Origin of the sequence: Serratia sp. 2723, from assembly GCF_050434425.1 — a bacterium.
GTDB lineage: Bacteria > Pseudomonadota > Gammaproteobacteria > Enterobacterales > Enterobacteriaceae > Chania.
In genome coordinates this window covers 251,629-266,152 of record NZ_JBNDIN010000002.1, presented here as the reverse complement: position 1 = coordinate 266,152, position 14,524 = coordinate 251,629, and the positions used below count along the sequence as shown (strand labels likewise).

Below are 14,524 nucleotides of genomic sequence, written 5' to 3'. Positions count from 1 at the left end.
TGTTGCGCCCCGCAACACCGTATGATTTTCAATTACCACCTGTAAGCAGCACGTATTTTCGCCATCACACGAGCAATGCTTTCCGCTGATGTTCTCTGATTTTTCCCTTATCCCTGTACTTGAAAGCTAACAGATTCTACAGCCTGAGGTTTTCGCTGCTGCACTCGTTTAGCCGCGCCAGCCGTTGAATTGAATTGTCCATTCTTGGCCCGTTTCCATGTGCCAAGCAGGTAAGCAGGTCATCACATTTTTGATCTCACCAGTGCCAACATGATCCGCAATCTCATCCAGGATCTGCTGCCCAGAGGCTCCGGCAGTACCTGCAATTGCGGCTCCACGTTATCACGATCAGACGTGCTCAGATTTTCAATCAGCACTGACGAGCCATCGAAGCCTATTGCCATTTTTTCCTGAAGACCCTACGTACGTATCTTTTACACCCTGTGTAAAACTACGTAAGTAACAGTTCGGATTCCAAACTCGGTGATCGGCGCGTAACAAGAGACTTTTTTTGGCTGAGTTTGGTTTCCGAACCCAACAAAGAGGCCTGCTGTCGCAATGTTAGTTTCTGAGGAGACTGAGGTGAGGATAAACGCGCTTCGATCAATGCAATGCACGAATGGCGGTGACGCATAGACGTATCCCGTTTGATTTCTCCAAGTACAGAAAGCGCGGTTAACCGGATAGTCTTGTTGCCGTGCTGACACGTTTGTGCCACCGTATCCAGCCAGCCGGGGTCAAAATACTCGGCATCACGTAACCCTAAAGGCTCATCATGCTGTGCATAGATGTTGCCACGGACACCGTCATCCCTGACTCGCTTACACAAACTCAACCAGCCGGTGAGTCGTAACATCATCAAGGTGCGGCTGACAGTTTCTCGGGAGGCTTTACCTGAATGGGGGCAAGTTGAAGTTGCAGCTCTTCGTTGGTGGGGAGCACCGCTCCGTCGTTTTGCTGAGCATAAAGGCGGATCATTACCCAGGCGGTTTTACCCAGCGGGGATAACCGGTTATACAATGGTTTTTCCAGATAAGTTTATCGAACGCGTAAACGAGAAAGGCGAAAAAACACGCTAGACGCTAACGATGGATATTATCCGCTAGGGAAGTTGCGGAATGTATGAGCGCGGTTTTGCCATTGGCGGCCTTTATTACCAGAACGTAACCGCCACCAATGCAATAGTGGGTTAAATACAATGATACATAACCAGTTAATTTATGACAGCATAAGCAAGAATAAAAACAAAGCAAATAACAAACAGTCAGCTAAATCTATAAAATGCATTACTTTCTCCTCGGCCTGATCGAGAAAGAAATACATATTCACTTATAATAAATCCAGATGATTTTTTCCGAAATCGTATGATATAAAAAATGCAATGACCTAATATTAATGGAATGCACAGGCCTCCTACAGCCTTAGATAACACTCCTGTAAGAATTAAGTTAATGAGAATTAAACACAAAAAAATCGTTGCAGATGTAGACTCCATTTTCTTTAATTCATTTCTAATGGATTCATCATGTAGTTCTTTCCAGCGTCGAAGCGTACTGGTGCTGAAATTATATTTTTCACATAGGACTTTATTTGACACGCCATCTTTGGCCTGTGAAAGGAAATCCGCAATCTGCTCATCTGTAAAATGCTTTGCTCCCAACTATTATCCTCCTGCCTTTTTTTATTGCACTTACATGACGTAACACCTCCGATAGCCTCGAAGGCGATCATAACATAAACCGTGTAAAAATAAAATTAACAAAGGTATTTCGTATTCAACTTAAAGAACCATAAAAAAACTTCAAACACTGCTACTGAATCTTTACGAACATTCCTTAGACGACGTAAATAACATAACAAAAAAGAAAAAAATCAATCCAGTATCGATCGCAATGAATATAAGGTTCATACCAACAAGCCATGAAAATGTTGAGGAAACACAACCCAGTACTGTCAGAAATATGGATATGATAGTAGTGTGTTGGTAATTCACTGAAGAGAGGACGCCGCCGCAGACTGTCCTGTAGCTTATTCATAACACAGAGGGTTATAGCCCTGTCGGGATAAATGACCGTCTTTACCATAGCAGAGTCGCTTCCAAGGGCCGGTAATTATCACCATTGGTGCATCATCAATATGCTGCCTTCCGGGTTGACCGTCGTATAGCCTCCAGCGTGGTTTCACCTGCTGGAGCGGCGCTTAATTCAATATTTTCCAGCAAACAGGGAAGAAAGCGGCGGACTCCCCCATACTGTTCCACCATTTCATCGTGAAAACTGGCGTCAGGAGACCGGGCAATAGCATTTATAAATGTGATGGTATCGGCCAGCCGGCTGGAGGGAATTTTTCAAATATTGTCGCTTACTGTCGACATTTTCATCCAGAAGCACTGAGCAGATATGCGCCAGTTCTAATGCTGATTTATCAAGGTCCTTCAGCGTTCTCAGGCGTTTTTTCTGCCCAGTTTTTTTCGCCTCCCGACCGATATCAGCGATAACCCCATCCAGAACGTCCAGAGCGTCATCTAGTGCCGATATTTCGCAGGAACGAACAAGGCAATCAGCATTGCTGTTCGTCTTGCGGGCGGCATTCGGGCTATTTTGTACACTGAAATCATTTCAGCATACCGGGCGAATGAATTGAAACGCACCGGAGGAATACCGGTGAAGTCGAGATCCTGCATACCAAATGCTTTAAGTTTCAGGTATCCAACGTGTAAGGAGTGGTGGAGTGCATCCAGTACAGGGTTGAAAAGTCGGCTAGCAGGGGCCTATAACACGAAAGTAGCTAACAGAATGAAGTTCGTAGACGGTGAAAACTGGGAGGAAAACCTACTGCGTTGGATGGTTAGCCCGCAAAATACTCTGATATCAGGCGGTAAAGAAACTTACATGGCAGCCAGCGGGGGGACGACAACAGGGATAGACCTTGATACTACTTTCAAACAGATGATAAGCGGTCTGGGCGCATTTTCGGCACAAGCAACCCAGTTACCGGCGTTTGATGCGCTGTGGCAGGCACTACCAATGGTGCTGGTATCTTGATGAAGGCGATGGTTGTGATGCTGTTTTGGTGCCTATGACCCCAAGGTAGTGGTCACGCTGACCTTTGTCATGTTTGTGCTGATGCCGGTCTCAGGACCTTGTTGATTGACGGTGACTATGCCCAGCCCACGGCCTCCAGTTACTACCGCCTGCAATATGAAGCGCCTAACGGTTTGTATGAACTATTGATGCAGACGGTAGATCTCGGCCAACCCCAACAGATTATTTCCCATACCAGTATTATCAATCTCGATCTGATTATTTCTAATGATCCCCACGAGTTGCTGAAAACGACCATGATGCATGCACCTGATGGTCGTTTTCGCCCGCGTAACTTACTGCAGCATCCTCTATTTACTGGTTATGATGTGGCTATCATTGATTCACAGGGGGCCGTTCTATCATGTTGGAGCTGGTCATGCTGGAAAAAAACCATACGGTGCTAGCCATGATCAAGCCGGTACTACCTGATGTGCGTGAGTTTTTACGCGGTACTATCCCGAGGATGGGAGGGTTATTACCCTATATAGACTTTGGTATGTCTGCATTATAAATTCCTATGCGTAATTAGGAGTGTTTAATCGACATGTTCGATTTTAAATGGCTTTGGCTAAGAGTTGTGTTCGCATAAAACATCACCAAGAACCTATATTAATGGTAAGCCTCATGAAAGCAGTCCTGTATGGGGAAGTTTGTTCTTCATGTGTGTGAGATCTTCAAACATTAATTCAATTTTTTCATTGCCCGTTCTTTTATGTGCGTAAATATAAATTGGAATGTTTTTTTCTATCTTTTTAATTTCCAGATCTGATTTTTCAAGGCATGATAGTAGTGGGCATAAATGATGGAGTATTGTGAAGCCAAAAGAGAAAAGGAGCATTTCGACAATAGATGTAAGATTATCTGAAAACTTAACCTTGAACTCTCCATTAATTTCATCTTCTATGTTAGCTATGATTTCTGACGTGAGATTTTTTTTAAGTAATTGGGAATAATCTTTGTGGATGAAGATATCTTTGCATGTTGTATTTTTATCCTTGACAAGGTATAGGTTCAGGCTGGAGAAAATCGTTTCATAATTATCATGGGAAATGCTTATGTTGGGCATGTCACTTATAACATAATCAACTGAGTCATCAATAATATTTGTAATCATAATATCTATTGATTTTTTCTTAAAATTATTAATAATGAACGAGGAAATAAATGATATATCCTCACTAATAAAAATTTTTATTATTTTTTTATTTTCCTTTATGTTTTTTTCGAGTGACTTCAAAGCATGGAAATGACTTTTCGTTAAAACATATATTCTTTCTCCGTATTGTGTTAGCATCATTTCATTTTTTTCAAAAATGAAAAGCTTACTATTTATTCTGCCCTCGAGCTTTTTAATCATTGAACAAACAGCTGGTGAGGATATGTTTAATTCCTCGGCTGCCAGTTTGATTGACTTTTTTTCTGAAACACAGATGAAAGTATTTAGCTCTCTAGATGTGAACATTATATTTCCTTTTTTTGGTTGATTTTATTTCCCCTGGAAATATGTGTTTTTATTGTATTTTTCATGGATTATTGCAGTTTATAAAATATTAGTGAATGAGTAAATTCTTAACCCCTATTAAGTTTTTCTGATTTTACATCATGCGATTATGTTTGTAATCTATTTATAATACAATTTAATGGTCAGGGTTATTAAAGTGCATTTGGAGGGGCGGGTGATAATTAAAGATCCTAACGAAACCCAGTTAATAACTTGGATGCTGATCGGGCTAGTATCTACGTGGGGAGGGGTGGTTAGATACATCATGGATGTTAAAAATGACAAAGCGGAATGGCGATGGGTTGGCGTTGTGTTTCAAATAATCGTATCGGGTTTTACCGGGATACTCGGTGGGTTACTGAGCTTCGAAATAGGCAGCAGCATATATATGACTTGTGCCATCGCTGGTTTGTTTGGTGCCATGGGAAGTGGAGCCATAGATGTTATTGCCAGCAGAATACTAGTTCGTAACATGGTCAAGTGATGCCGTATTAACTATTTCATAATCCGCGTTTAACTTTACTGAGTTGACTGAGGGAAATGAAAGGTTATAACTAATGGCACGCACTGTTTAATATGATTATGCGTATGATGAAATCCTTTTAAATGTGACAGTTTAATATTGTGATGTAGGGGTGGTTATCTCCAATCATTTCCGGTCATAAATTTAATAAAAATCAAGAGGGCAATATGAACATATTAACCATTTTCCGCAGTTCTCTGTTCATTTTGTCTTTTTTAGGGATGATTGCTGGTGCCCAGTGGCTACGTATGCAACATCGTCAACTGAACAACTTGCGGCAACAGAATACGCGCTTGAATATGCAAACAGAACAGCTTACGGAGCGTCTTTTACAGGTTAAAGTCCAGGCGGCCACGCTGGCAGCTGCTATTTCAGCACAGCAGAGAGCACAGCAACAATTGGAGGAAAATAACCATGCTGTCCGTGAGAAACTCGGCCATGCTTTGGCGAAGAACCGTTGTGCCAGTGAGTTTGTGCCTGCTGATGTTATCAGCTTGCAGCGAGAGGCCATCAGTCGTACCGCTCGCCCCTGAAATTCTGGTGCCACGCAACTTACTGACGCCTTGTTTGGCTCCGGATTTTAATGTGAAGACCTGGGGAGATTACCCGGATTACGTGGCCAGGCTTCATTTAGTTTTGGCGAAGTGTAATTCCACTATAACGGTAATTACCGAGCTATTGTACCCATTTAACGAAACCTCGTCTGAAAAAAGTAACATCAGGGAAAGTAAATAGTTAAGTCTGGTAATGAAAAGGAAATATATCCTATGAATATTAGTACTCACGGCTCGAATTTAATAAAAGATTTTGAGGGGCTGAGACTTCAGGCTTATCAGTGTTCGGCTGACGTCTGGACAATTGGTTATGGACATACAAGAGGTGTGCGACCTGATGATGTTATCACCCTGGAGGAAGCCGATAATTTCTTACAACTAGACATTGTTGATAGTGAGCGAGTTGTAAATAAACTTGTCAATGCTCCTCTTACTCAAAATCAATTTGATGCACTTGTATCTTTTGTTTTTAATGTAGGTGAAGGTAATTTTTCCAAATCAACATTGCTAAAAAAAATCAATCTTAATGATTATCATGGCTGCGCACAAGAACTACTGCGTTGGATTCACTCTGGTGGGGAAGGAATCGCCGGATTGATTAAAAGAAGAGAAGCGGAAAAAACACTTTTCTTAAAATAACAAGATAAAATAATATAACGAAATTTTAACTTACATAAAGGTACTGGCGAAAGTTAGGGGCGGTAGCGTGCCTTTTTATCAGTAAGTGAAAATATTTTTAATTATTTATCTTTGTACGAAAATAATGTTTTAACGTTATTTGTTTCTTAACTGAAAAAGAAGGGTTAATACTATGGCTGTTACCACAGATGAAATTGCAGTGCAGTATCCTATTCCAACCTATAGATTCATCGTCTCTCTGGGAGATGAACAGGTTCCATTTACCAATGCATCGGGACTGGATATCAATTTTGATACGGTTGAATATCGTGATGGTACGGGTAACTGGTTTAAAATGCCGGGTCAACGTCAGGCCCCAAATATTACGTTGAGTAAAGGCGTCTTTCCGGGGAAAAATATGCTTTATGAATGGGTTAATTCAATTCAGCTTAATCAGGTTGAAAAGAAAGATATTATGATTAGTTTGACTAATGAAGCAGGTACGGAGGTTCTCGTCAGCTGGAACATTACCAATGCTTTTCCTACTTCTCTGACATCTCCTTCTTTTGATGCCACGAGTAATGAAATCGCCGTGCAGCAAGTCAAACTCATGGCTGACCGCGTGACTATTCAAACTGCCTAATAAAGAGGAAATGTTGCCATGAGTGTAACAACCAGTTACCCCGGCGTTTATCTGAGTGAAGATGCGGTATCGAGCTTTTCGGTAAACAGTGCCGCGACAGCGGTACCCATCTTTGCTTACCCCCCTGAGGAAGGTCTGGCGGCGGGTGAAAAGATCCAGATCTTCCATAATTGGGCGGAATTCGTTGCAGTGTATAACACGCCAAATGCAGGACATTTTTATACCAGTATTAAATTATGGTTTATGCACGGCGGTGGTAAGTGTTATTTGGTCGACGAGGCTCATATCGCAGAAGCAGTCGCGCAATATGATGATATTACGCTGATTGTCTCAGCGGGAACCGACACCGCCTCCTTTGACGCGTTTAGCGAACTGGTGAATAAAGGCTACCGCATTTTTGGTCTTTTTGACGGTCCTTTAAAGCAAATCAGCGCTGCTGATAAGCCGGATGTGGTGATGAAAGATTACCCCACATCCCCTTATGGCGCGGTATTTTACCCGTGGGGAACATTGACCTCAGGTGAAGATGTTCCGCCAAGTGCTATTGCTGCTGCCGCTATTGCACAAACCGATCGGAGTCGTGGTGTCTGGAAAGCTCCAGCGAACCAGGCCATCAATGGGGTCACGCCAAAATATCCGGTCAGTGATGATTTTCAGGGGCGATTTAATCAGGGTAAGGCCCTGAATATGATCCGTACGTTTACGGGCGGTGGCACCGTCGTATGGGGCGCGCGAACTCTGGAAGATAACGATAACTGGCGCTATATCCCGGTACGTCGTCTGTTTAACACGGTCGAGCGGGATATTCAGAACTCGTTGAACAAACTGGTATTTGAGCCCAACAGCCAGCCAACCTGGCAACGCGTCAAAGCCGCAGTAGATAGCTATCTGCATTCTCTATGGCAACAGGGTGCATTGGCGGGCGACTCTCCGAATGAAGCTTGGTTTGTTCAGGTCGACAAAGATATCACCATGACTCAGGAACAAATTAATCAGGGTCAGATGATCATCAAAATTGGCCTTGCCGCCGTACGTCCGGCCGAATTTATTATCCTGCAGTTCAGCCAGGATATTGCACAGTAATTCACTGAAGGAAAATAGTATGCCTACCGTCACATCTGTACCTGGTGTGTATATTGAGGAAGAGGCTTCTCCGTCTATGTCGGTCAGCCTGGGAGCAACGGCAGTTCCGTTATTTATTGGCCGTTTTACCCCTCTCAAAGCCAAACAAAAGGGTGTTATCACCCGAATCAGCAGTTGGCTTGACTATTCAACCCTGTTTGACGCAACCACGGTTTTTTCAGCAAAAGTCGTGCTGACGTCAACGCTTGCTGAGCCAGAGCCAGAAACTAAAGTAAAAGCGTCCCTTGCGACTAAATCTACATCGTCCAAAGCGGTAAAAAAACCGGCCAAAGCCGCGGCTGATGTGAAGAAACAAGCGTATACCTACACCATTGATAGCGTTGAGGTTTTAGTACCGACCGTCTCGGTTGCCTTGCAGCTCTATTTCCAGAACGGTGGTGGTCCTTGCTACATCTATCCTATTGAAAATCAAGATGACACTACTCAACTGAGTGCGTTGCCGGGGTTACTCGATGAAGTGGGTGATATTACGCTGCTTGCCTGCCCGGAAACGGAGAAAGCGTATCGTACGGCGGTGTATGGCGCGTTAATGGTCTCGCTGGACCAGCAGAAAGGGTATTTCTTACTGGCAGACAGCAGTGACGGTGGCAAACCTGACGGGTTAAACAGCTCTGCTCATGCTGCGGTGTATTACCCAGACCTGATGAGTGCGTCACAAGTCACGAAGTTTGACGATGAACGTGTCGCGATTGAAGGGTTTGTCGACGAGGCCGGCACTACCGTTGCCACGCTGGCCGATCTGCAAAAAATTAACGCGGAACTGGCCAAAGACATCAGCCAGCAACTTGTCAAAAAGCGTCCTGCTCAGTTGGTGATCCCGCCGTCTGCGATTATGGCGGGTGTGTATTGCAAAACAGACCGCGAGCGTGGGGTGTGGAAAGCCCCCGCGAATGTGGTTCTCAATGGTGTCAGCGATGTTAGCGTGCGGGTGACGGATGACGCTCAGGGGGGCATGAATCTGGCTGGTATCAATGTTATTCGTCATTTCAGCGATCGCGGGCTCGTCGTTTGGGGAGGCAGAACGCTGCAGGATGATGATAACTGGCGTTATATCCCGGTTCGTCGCCTGTTTGATACGGCGCAACGAGACATCAAAAAAGCTCTGCGTCCGATGCTTTTTGAACCGAATAGCCAACCGACCTGGAAACGGGTGCAGGCGGCGATTGAAAACTACCTTTACGGCCTGTGGCTGCAGGGTGGACTGGCTGGAAATAAAGCCAAAGAGGCGTATTCGGTGCGTATCGGTAAAGGTATCACCATGACGCAAGATGATATTAATCAAGGGAAAATGATTATCCAGGTGGGGATGGCGGCGGTACGTCCGGCAGAATTCATCATCCTTCAATTCACTCAGGATATGGCTCAGTAAGCGGCGCAAGCCCTTAACTGACCCTTTATAAGGATAACGTAATGGCGATGATTCTTCCCGGAGTTTTGCATAATGAAACTCTGTTAACGCAAGCGTCGAATGATGATCCGGTGACGATGCCACTGTTTATTGGTTACGCTCTCCCCGATGAGGCTGTTGCTACTCCTGTAGCAGCGATGCAGCCGATCGGCGTGGGATCGTTGACGCAGGCTATCACCCACTTTGGACAGAGTGGAACGCTGGCTTATTCCCTGCGCCACTTTTTTGAGAACGGCGGGCAGCACTGCTTCGTTCTCTCTCTTGGGCCGTGGGAGGGAGAATCCACCGATCGTCTGAAGTCACTGATTAGTACATTACAGTCTCCGCTCATGATGGAAACCATTTTAGCGGATAACCAAACCGGCCTGTTGTTGGTACCAGAGATGAGCGAGTTAAATGACGTATCTCCTTCCTCTCTCAAGCAGGATAATAGGCAAGATGAAGCGGAGTTTGATGCGGCTTTGCTTTGGTATCAGGGATGGGAAGCCTTACTGACATTGTGTCGTCATGGCCAGCAGCGCTTTGCGCTGCTGGAATTACCGGAATCACCGGAAAAGGCTATTGCACTGACGAAAAGTTCTTTTTCGGCTGAGCTATCTGCGTGTGGTGCCGCTTGGTGGCCTCGATTGCAAACCAGCTACGTTGATGAGGAGCAGACAACGGCAGGGTACCTTTTATTATCCCCTCTTCCTGCTGTGGCTGCCGCCATCCAGCGTAGTGCAAATGAAAAGGGGATCTGGAAAGCGCCAGCCAATATTCCGCTGGCACAAACCCTCCGACCGACGGGAAACATCCTGACGGCTCAAGCACTACTGAATAATAAAGGTGTTTATTGCAATCTGATCCGCAGTTTTGTCGGGAAAGGTGTTCGTCTGTGGGGATGTCGGACATTGGTCAATGATGAGGCTTCTCCCTGGCGTTATATCCAGACGCGTTTACTGGTCAACAGTGTGGAGCATTATTTGAGCAAATTGGCACGTTCCTATCTATTTGAACCGAATAACGCACAGACCTGGATGAAATTAAAGGGGCAGGTCTGGACATGGCTGCGTCAGAAATGGCTTGCTGGCGCTTTTTTCGGCACGGTAGAGGAGGAGGCTTTTTCGCTCAGTATTGGATTAAATGAAACCATGTCTGAGGACGATATTCGCCGTGGAAAAATGATCCTCCACGTTCAGTTGGCGTTGTTGGCACCGGCAGAATTTATTGATGTTAGCTTAACGCTGGATCTGCGTGAAAGCTCAGCAATCGCACAATCTGGAGATCAATGATGATGAATACACCGGCTGTTTCTCATCGTTTTATCGTGAATTTTTTATTTAATAACATTCCTAATCCATTTGATATTGCCTTCCAGCGCGTATCAGGCCTGTCTCGTACGCTGGAGGTGAGTCAGCATCGGGAAGGCGGCGAAAACGCCCGCAATATCTGGCTGGCTGAAAAGGTTAACCACGGAAGTTTGGTGCTGGAACGTGGCGTAATGAATGCGTCATTCCTCACGTGGCAGTTTGACCGCGTATTGCGTCGGGAAAGCACGCAATGGGCGAACGTGGTGATTATGTTGCTGAACGAGTCTTCAATACCGGTGACCACCTGGACATTAAGTCATGCGCTGCCAGTACGTTGGCAAATGGGAGATTTGGATGCCAGTAGTAACACGGTGTTAATCAATACGCTTGAGCTGCGTTATCAGGATATGCGTATGCTGGGGGTGAAATTATGACAGTCGAAATTCGGGAACTGATTATTCAGGCTGAAGTGACGGAATCTTCGCAACCCGTGTTGCCCATACCTTCCGGGAATTATGCCGATCTGGATGAACAACGCTGGATAGAAAAAATGAAAAAAGAGGTGCTTGAGCACCTGCTTGAAAGGGGGTATCTGTGAGCTTGCTTGAGCGTGGTTTAGCAAAGTTGACCATTCATGCCTGGAAAGACAGGGAAGGAAAAATCCCGGCGGGCACCATGAGCGTGATGTATAACCCGGAAAGTATCCAGCTGGATTATCAGACGCATTTTAAAACAGAAGACACCATTAATAAGGTTTCCCAAAGTAACCGTTATATTATTTCTGAACCAGTTGGGCTCAATCTCAGTCTGCTGTTTGATAGCCAGATGCCAGGGAATACCACACCAGTTGAAGCCCAGTTGGCGATGTTAAAAACACTCTGCGCGGTGGATTCGTCCACCGAGTCGCCCTACTTTTTGCGTATTACCTGGGGGAAAATGCGCTGGGAGAATAAAGGCTGGTTTGCTGGCCGGGCGAGTAATTTATCGGTCACCTATACGCTTTTCGATCGTGATGCTACGCCGTTGCGGGCTACGGTAAGCCTGAGCTTGGTAGCAGATGAAAGTTTTATTATCCAGCAGTCCCTCAAAGATCGAAACACCCCTGCTCATGCATTAGTCAGTGTTAACGATATGGTCTCATTACCGCTCTTGGCTATTAGTGCGGCGGGAGCACTTGCCAGCAGCATCGACTGTCTGTCGTTAGCGTGGGATAACGATATGGATAATCTGGATGACTTCCAGGCCGGTGATAATCTGCAGGCGACGAAAGGGGATAACACATGAATAACCTCACCCTGGAAATTGCTGGTCAGGCGTGTTCACTGGGGATCGGCTGGATACGTATACGACAACAGATTAATGAAATACCCACCGCGCGCATTGAACTGCGCATACCGACCGACAATAACGGCGCTAAGAATAGTGCAGTCAAACAAGAAGTTAACCGTTTTAGTATGGGGGCCGCTGTCGTTATCTCTCAGGATAAAAAAACGCTATTTACTGGCTATCTCGTGCAAAAAAAAATGCAGTTGGAAGGCTCGCACTGGTCAGTACGCTTAGACGCGTACCATATAATGCAAAAATTGACATTTGTACCGCGTAGTCGGGTTTTTCTGGAACAGAATGATGGCGCCATACTGAAGGGATTATTTCAGCCTGCTGGAGTGAAACTATCCCTGAATGTGGCTAAGGAGCTTAATGACAAGCATGACCAAATGGTCCAGTTTCGTCTCAGTGACTGGCAGTTTATTCGCAGTCGCCTGTTATCGACCAACTGCTGGCTATTGCCTGATGCTGCCAGTAACCAGGTAGTAATCAGCCCGCTAGCCGAGCCTGCTAACGCCTCACAAACGCTCGAATGTGACGGTAAAAATCAGGGTCATAGCCTGTACAACATTAATCTGAACTTCGACAACCGGTTTACGCTGGATAGCCTGTCGTTGCAAGGGTGGGATATTAACGAACAAAAACTCACGTCTGCACAGAAGAGTCAGGCCAAAAGCTTTCGTCCGTGGAAATCAGCTACTGAAGCGACGTTATCCACTACTTGGCAGCAAGATTATGCCCTGGCGTTCAGCGACATGCCTGAAACGGCATTGCACACACTCTCGAAATCCTGGCTGAACCATCAGCAGTTGACCGGCGTGCAGGGTAATATTCTGTTATCGGGGACGCGAGACTTTAAGCTGGGAGAAAGCATTAAACTCAACCGATTCGGTGCAGGACTGGATGGTACGGTAATACTGACTGGGGTGAATCAGCAGTTTGATATTGATCAGGGTTGGCGCACTGAATTATTGATAGGTATGGCTCTTCATATGCTGGAACCCATCCCGCCGACGCAATCGTTGCATATTGCTAAGGTGGCACAATTTAAGGCCGATACAAAACATCAGGATCGTATTGCTATTCATCTTCCTGCGCTAGGGCTTCCTGAGGAAATTATTTTTGCGCGCCTGGGTAAACCCTGGGCTAGTAAAAAAAGCGGATTTTGTTTTTATCCTGAACCTGGTGATGAGGTTGTCGTGGGGTTTATTGAAGGCGATCCGCGATATCCAATTATTCTAGGGGCAATGCATAATCCAAAAAATAGCGCACCGTTTCCACCGCATGAAAAAAATAATCGCAAGGGACTGGTGGTGGATAAAGATGGTAAAAAAGAAGCGCTATTGATAGATACCGAAAAGAAAACCGTGGAGCTTTCGGTTGGTGATAATACGCTCACGTTAACCGATGAAGACGGCATTACGCTGGATACACCAAAAACACTACGATCTAACGCAGAGATATTAATTCAACAGGCAAAAAACAATGTGTCAATTTCCGGTAAACAGCAGGTGGAAATTACCAGTGCAAATATCAATATGAAAAAATAATATATTAACAATGAGGCAGAGATGAATAATGACAAGTTAATAAATACGCTAGGGCGGTGTTGGTCATTTCCGCTACAGCTTTCGCCTGATATCGGTGTGCAAATGACCGAAGGTATTGAAGCTGTATTACAGAGCCTTCGCGTGCTCTTTATGACGGAGCCAGGTGAGCGGATTATGCGCGAGAACTGGGGAGGAGGCATGCATGATTTTATTTTCGAAAATGTGACGGATGAGTTGCTGGCAAAAATTAACAACCGTATTGAAGAAAGTATTCTGCGTAATGAACCTCGCGCAGTTCTCAAGGATGTGATTATTCAACCCGCGAAGACTGAAGCCAGCCGTCTGCGGGTGCAAATTTCCGTTTATCTCTCCGGTAGTGATATGACCGAAACGGTGGAAGGAACGCTGGATATAAATAAAGGACAAACATTGAGGTTATTATGAGTAATCTGGTAATAACAGACGGTGATTCGCTGATATTTGAAACCCAGTTTGGCATTAATACGGTTACACCCACTGAGCCTTGTCTGATTCGCGGCACGGGAGAAGCAAGTATCTTGAATAATAAAATATGTATTCTGGGTGATGAAAAAAATGTTTCTATTTCGGCGGAGTACACGAAACCTAATTATCTAGTTAAGGGGACGGGAACGATCACCATCACCCAGTTGGCGGCCGATCAGCAGGCTGAATTTGTCACAACAACCACCCCGGTCATTGTGGCCGGCAGTCAATTTACCGCGCTCTTTACGCCTGGAGCACCCGCGTCTGATCCTCAACTCGGCCCGGACTCAAGCCCCGTGCCCACGCCCGGGACAGGAAAACTGATCAATAGTCAATCGTTTGTCACGGCGGGATAACTCTCAGGGTACCTCCTTTTATT

The 14,524-nt window shown here is 45.3% G+C and carries 17 protein-coding genes and 2 pseudogenes; 16 read left to right on the top strand and 3 right to left on the bottom strand.

Annotated elements, in window-relative coordinates; translation table 11 throughout:
* Positions 1–107 precede the first annotated feature (107 nt).
* Both ABIE29_RS03935 and ABIE29_RS03930 read right to left on the bottom strand, forming a co-directional pair.
* Positions 108–1,020, bottom strand: a pseudogene (locus tag ABIE29_RS03935) (STY4528 family pathogenicity island replication protein); the annotation flags it as partial.
* A 244-nt stretch (positions 1,021–1,264) separates the two neighbouring features.
* The gene (locus ABIE29_RS03930) at positions 1,265–1,660 is read right to left on the bottom strand and encodes a transposase (protein ID WP_429616928.1); all 396 of its coding nucleotides are present in this window, start codon (positions 1,658–1,660) and stop codon (positions 1,265–1,267) included.
* A gap of 1,135 nt (positions 1,661–2,795) precedes the next feature.
* On the opposite strand from ABIE29_RS03930, the gene ABIE29_RS03925 reads away from it, so the two are divergent.
* Entirely contained in the window at positions 2,796–3,044 is a 249-nt protein-coding gene (locus tag ABIE29_RS03925) for a hypothetical protein (RefSeq protein WP_429616927.1), read from the top strand.
* A 98-nt stretch (positions 3,045–3,142) separates the two neighbouring features.
* Positions 3,143–3,585 (top strand): annotated as a pseudogene (locus ABIE29_RS03920) (ParA family protein); the annotation flags it as partial.
* Positions 3,586–3,708: 123 nt separating this feature from the next.
* Here ABIE29_RS03920 and ABIE29_RS03915 read toward each other — a convergent pair.
* The gene (locus ABIE29_RS03915) at positions 3,709–4,548 is read right to left on the bottom strand and encodes a helix-turn-helix domain-containing protein (RefSeq protein ID WP_429616926.1); all 840 of its coding nucleotides are present in this window, start codon (positions 4,546–4,548) and stop codon (positions 3,709–3,711) included.
* A 256-nt stretch (positions 4,549–4,804) separates the two neighbouring features.
* On the opposite strand from ABIE29_RS03915, the gene ABIE29_RS03910 reads away from it, so the two are divergent.
* The 14 genes from ABIE29_RS03910 (at position 4,805) to ABIE29_RS03845 (ending at position 14,501) form a co-directional block, all read left to right on the top strand.
* Positions 4,805–5,071 (top strand): phage holin family protein, encoded by a 267-nt coding sequence (locus ABIE29_RS03910; protein WP_429617080.1) that lies wholly within the window; start codon positions 4,805–4,807, stop codon positions 5,069–5,071.
* Between the two features lie 206 nt (positions 5,072–5,277).
* Positions 5,278–5,643: a hypothetical protein gene (locus ABIE29_RS03905; protein ID WP_429617087.1), complete on the top strand. Its 366-nt coding sequence runs from the start codon at positions 5,278–5,280 to the stop codon at positions 5,641–5,643.
* A complete protein-coding gene (lysC, locus tag ABIE29_RS03900) occupies positions 5,525–5,845 on the top strand; it encodes an Rz1-like lysis system protein LysC (protein ID WP_429616925.1) in 321 nt (106 codons plus the stop codon). Before ABIE29_RS03905 ends, lysC begins: the two co-directional genes overlap by 119 nt.
* A 32-nt stretch (positions 5,846–5,877) precedes the next feature.
* On the top strand, positions 5,878–6,303 hold the full coding sequence (locus tag ABIE29_RS03895) for a lysozyme (RefSeq protein ID WP_429616924.1): 426 nt from the start codon (positions 5,878–5,880) through the stop codon (positions 6,301–6,303).
* Positions 6,304–6,475: 172 nt separating this feature from the next.
* Positions 6,476–6,925, top strand: coding sequence for a phage tail protein (locus ABIE29_RS03890; protein ID WP_429616923.1), 450 nt, complete (start codon positions 6,476–6,478; stop codon positions 6,923–6,925).
* Positions 6,926–6,943: 18 nt separating this feature from the next.
* A complete protein-coding gene (locus tag ABIE29_RS03885; protein ID WP_429616922.1) occupies positions 6,944–8,008 on the top strand; it encodes a phage tail sheath family protein in 1,065 nt (354 codons plus the stop codon).
* A gap of 19 nt (positions 8,009–8,027) precedes the next feature.
* Positions 8,028–9,437, top strand: coding sequence for a phage tail sheath family protein (locus tag ABIE29_RS03880; protein WP_429616921.1), 1,410 nt, complete (start codon positions 8,028–8,030; stop codon positions 9,435–9,437).
* 41 nt (positions 9,438–9,478) lie between these two features.
* Positions 9,479–10,747: a phage tail sheath family protein gene (locus tag ABIE29_RS03875; protein ID WP_429616920.1), complete on the top strand. Its 1,269-nt coding sequence runs from the start codon at positions 9,479–9,481 to the stop codon at positions 10,745–10,747.
* Positions 10,744–11,199, top strand: a complete 456-nt coding sequence (locus ABIE29_RS03870; RefSeq protein WP_429616919.1) for a phage tail protein — start codon at positions 10,744–10,746, stop codon at positions 11,197–11,199. The genes ABIE29_RS03875 and ABIE29_RS03870 overlap by 4 nt, the downstream gene beginning before the upstream one ends.
* On the top strand, positions 11,196–11,363 hold the full coding sequence (locus ABIE29_RS03865; protein ID WP_429616918.1) for a DUF5908 family protein: 168 nt from the start codon (positions 11,196–11,198) through the stop codon (positions 11,361–11,363). Before ABIE29_RS03870 ends, ABIE29_RS03865 begins: the two co-directional genes overlap by 4 nt.
* Positions 11,360–12,049 carry a hypothetical protein gene (locus ABIE29_RS03860; RefSeq protein ID WP_429616917.1) on the top strand — a complete coding sequence of 230 codons (690 nt, stop codon included), beginning with the start codon at positions 11,360–11,362 and terminating at the stop codon, positions 12,047–12,049. The genes ABIE29_RS03865 and ABIE29_RS03860 overlap by 4 nt, the downstream gene beginning before the upstream one ends.
* Positions 12,046–13,641 (top strand): phage baseplate assembly protein V, encoded by a 1,596-nt coding sequence (locus tag ABIE29_RS03855; RefSeq protein ID WP_429616916.1) that lies wholly within the window; start codon positions 12,046–12,048, stop codon positions 13,639–13,641. Before ABIE29_RS03860 ends, ABIE29_RS03855 begins: the two co-directional genes overlap by 4 nt.
* Before the next feature lie 21 nt (positions 13,642–13,662).
* Positions 13,663–14,085 (top strand): GPW/gp25 family protein, encoded by a 423-nt coding sequence (locus tag ABIE29_RS03850; protein ID WP_429616915.1) that lies wholly within the window; start codon positions 13,663–13,665, stop codon positions 14,083–14,085.
* A complete protein-coding gene (locus ABIE29_RS03845; RefSeq protein ID WP_429616914.1) occupies positions 14,082–14,501 on the top strand; it encodes a hypothetical protein in 420 nt (139 codons plus the stop codon). Before ABIE29_RS03850 ends, ABIE29_RS03845 begins: the two co-directional genes overlap by 4 nt.
* Positions 14,502–14,524: the final 23 nt, after the last annotated feature.

Bases quoted from the DNA above. Each gene is read 5' to 3' on its own strand.
- ABIE29_RS03875 (WP_429616920.1), top strand. From the start codon at position 9,479: ATGGCGATGATTCTTCCCGGAGTTTTGCATAATGAAACTCTGTTAACG.
- ABIE29_RS03880 (WP_429616921.1), top strand. From the start codon at position 8,028: ATGCCTACCGTCACATCTGTACCTGGTGTGTATATTGAGGAAGAGGCT.
- ABIE29_RS03845 (WP_429616914.1), top strand. From the start codon at position 14,082: ATGAGTAATCTGGTAATAACAGACGGTGATTCGCTGATATTTGAAACC.
- ABIE29_RS03925 (WP_429616927.1), top strand. From the start codon at position 2,796: ATGAAGTTCGTAGACGGTGAAAACTGGGAGGAAAACCTACTGCGTTGG.
- ABIE29_RS03850 (WP_429616915.1), top strand. From the start codon at position 13,663: ATGAATAATGACAAGTTAATAAATACGCTAGGGCGGTGTTGGTCATTT.
- ABIE29_RS03895 (WP_429616924.1), top strand. From the start codon at position 5,878: ATGAATATTAGTACTCACGGCTCGAATTTAATAAAAGATTTTGAGGGG.
- ABIE29_RS03905 (WP_429617087.1), top strand. From the start codon at position 5,278: ATGAACATATTAACCATTTTCCGCAGTTCTCTGTTCATTTTGTCTTTT.
- ABIE29_RS03865 (WP_429616918.1), top strand. From the start codon at position 11,196: ATGACAGTCGAAATTCGGGAACTGATTATTCAGGCTGAAGTGACGGAA.
- ABIE29_RS03870 (WP_429616919.1), top strand. From the start codon at position 10,744: ATGATGATGAATACACCGGCTGTTTCTCATCGTTTTATCGTGAATTTT.
- ABIE29_RS03915 (WP_429616926.1), bottom strand. From the start codon at position 4,548: ATGTTCACATCTAGAGAGCTAAATACTTTCATCTGTGTTTCAGAAAAA.
- ABIE29_RS03910 (WP_429617080.1), top strand. From the start codon at position 4,805: ATGCTGATCGGGCTAGTATCTACGTGGGGAGGGGTGGTTAGATACATC.
- ABIE29_RS03855 (WP_429616916.1), top strand. From the start codon at position 12,046: ATGAATAACCTCACCCTGGAAATTGCTGGTCAGGCGTGTTCACTGGGG.
- ABIE29_RS03885 (WP_429616922.1), top strand. From the start codon at position 6,944: ATGAGTGTAACAACCAGTTACCCCGGCGTTTATCTGAGTGAAGATGCG.
- lysC (WP_429616925.1), top strand. From the start codon at position 5,525: ATGCTGTCCGTGAGAAACTCGGCCATGCTTTGGCGAAGAACCGTTGTG.
- ABIE29_RS03890 (WP_429616923.1), top strand. From the start codon at position 6,476: ATGGCTGTTACCACAGATGAAATTGCAGTGCAGTATCCTATTCCAACC.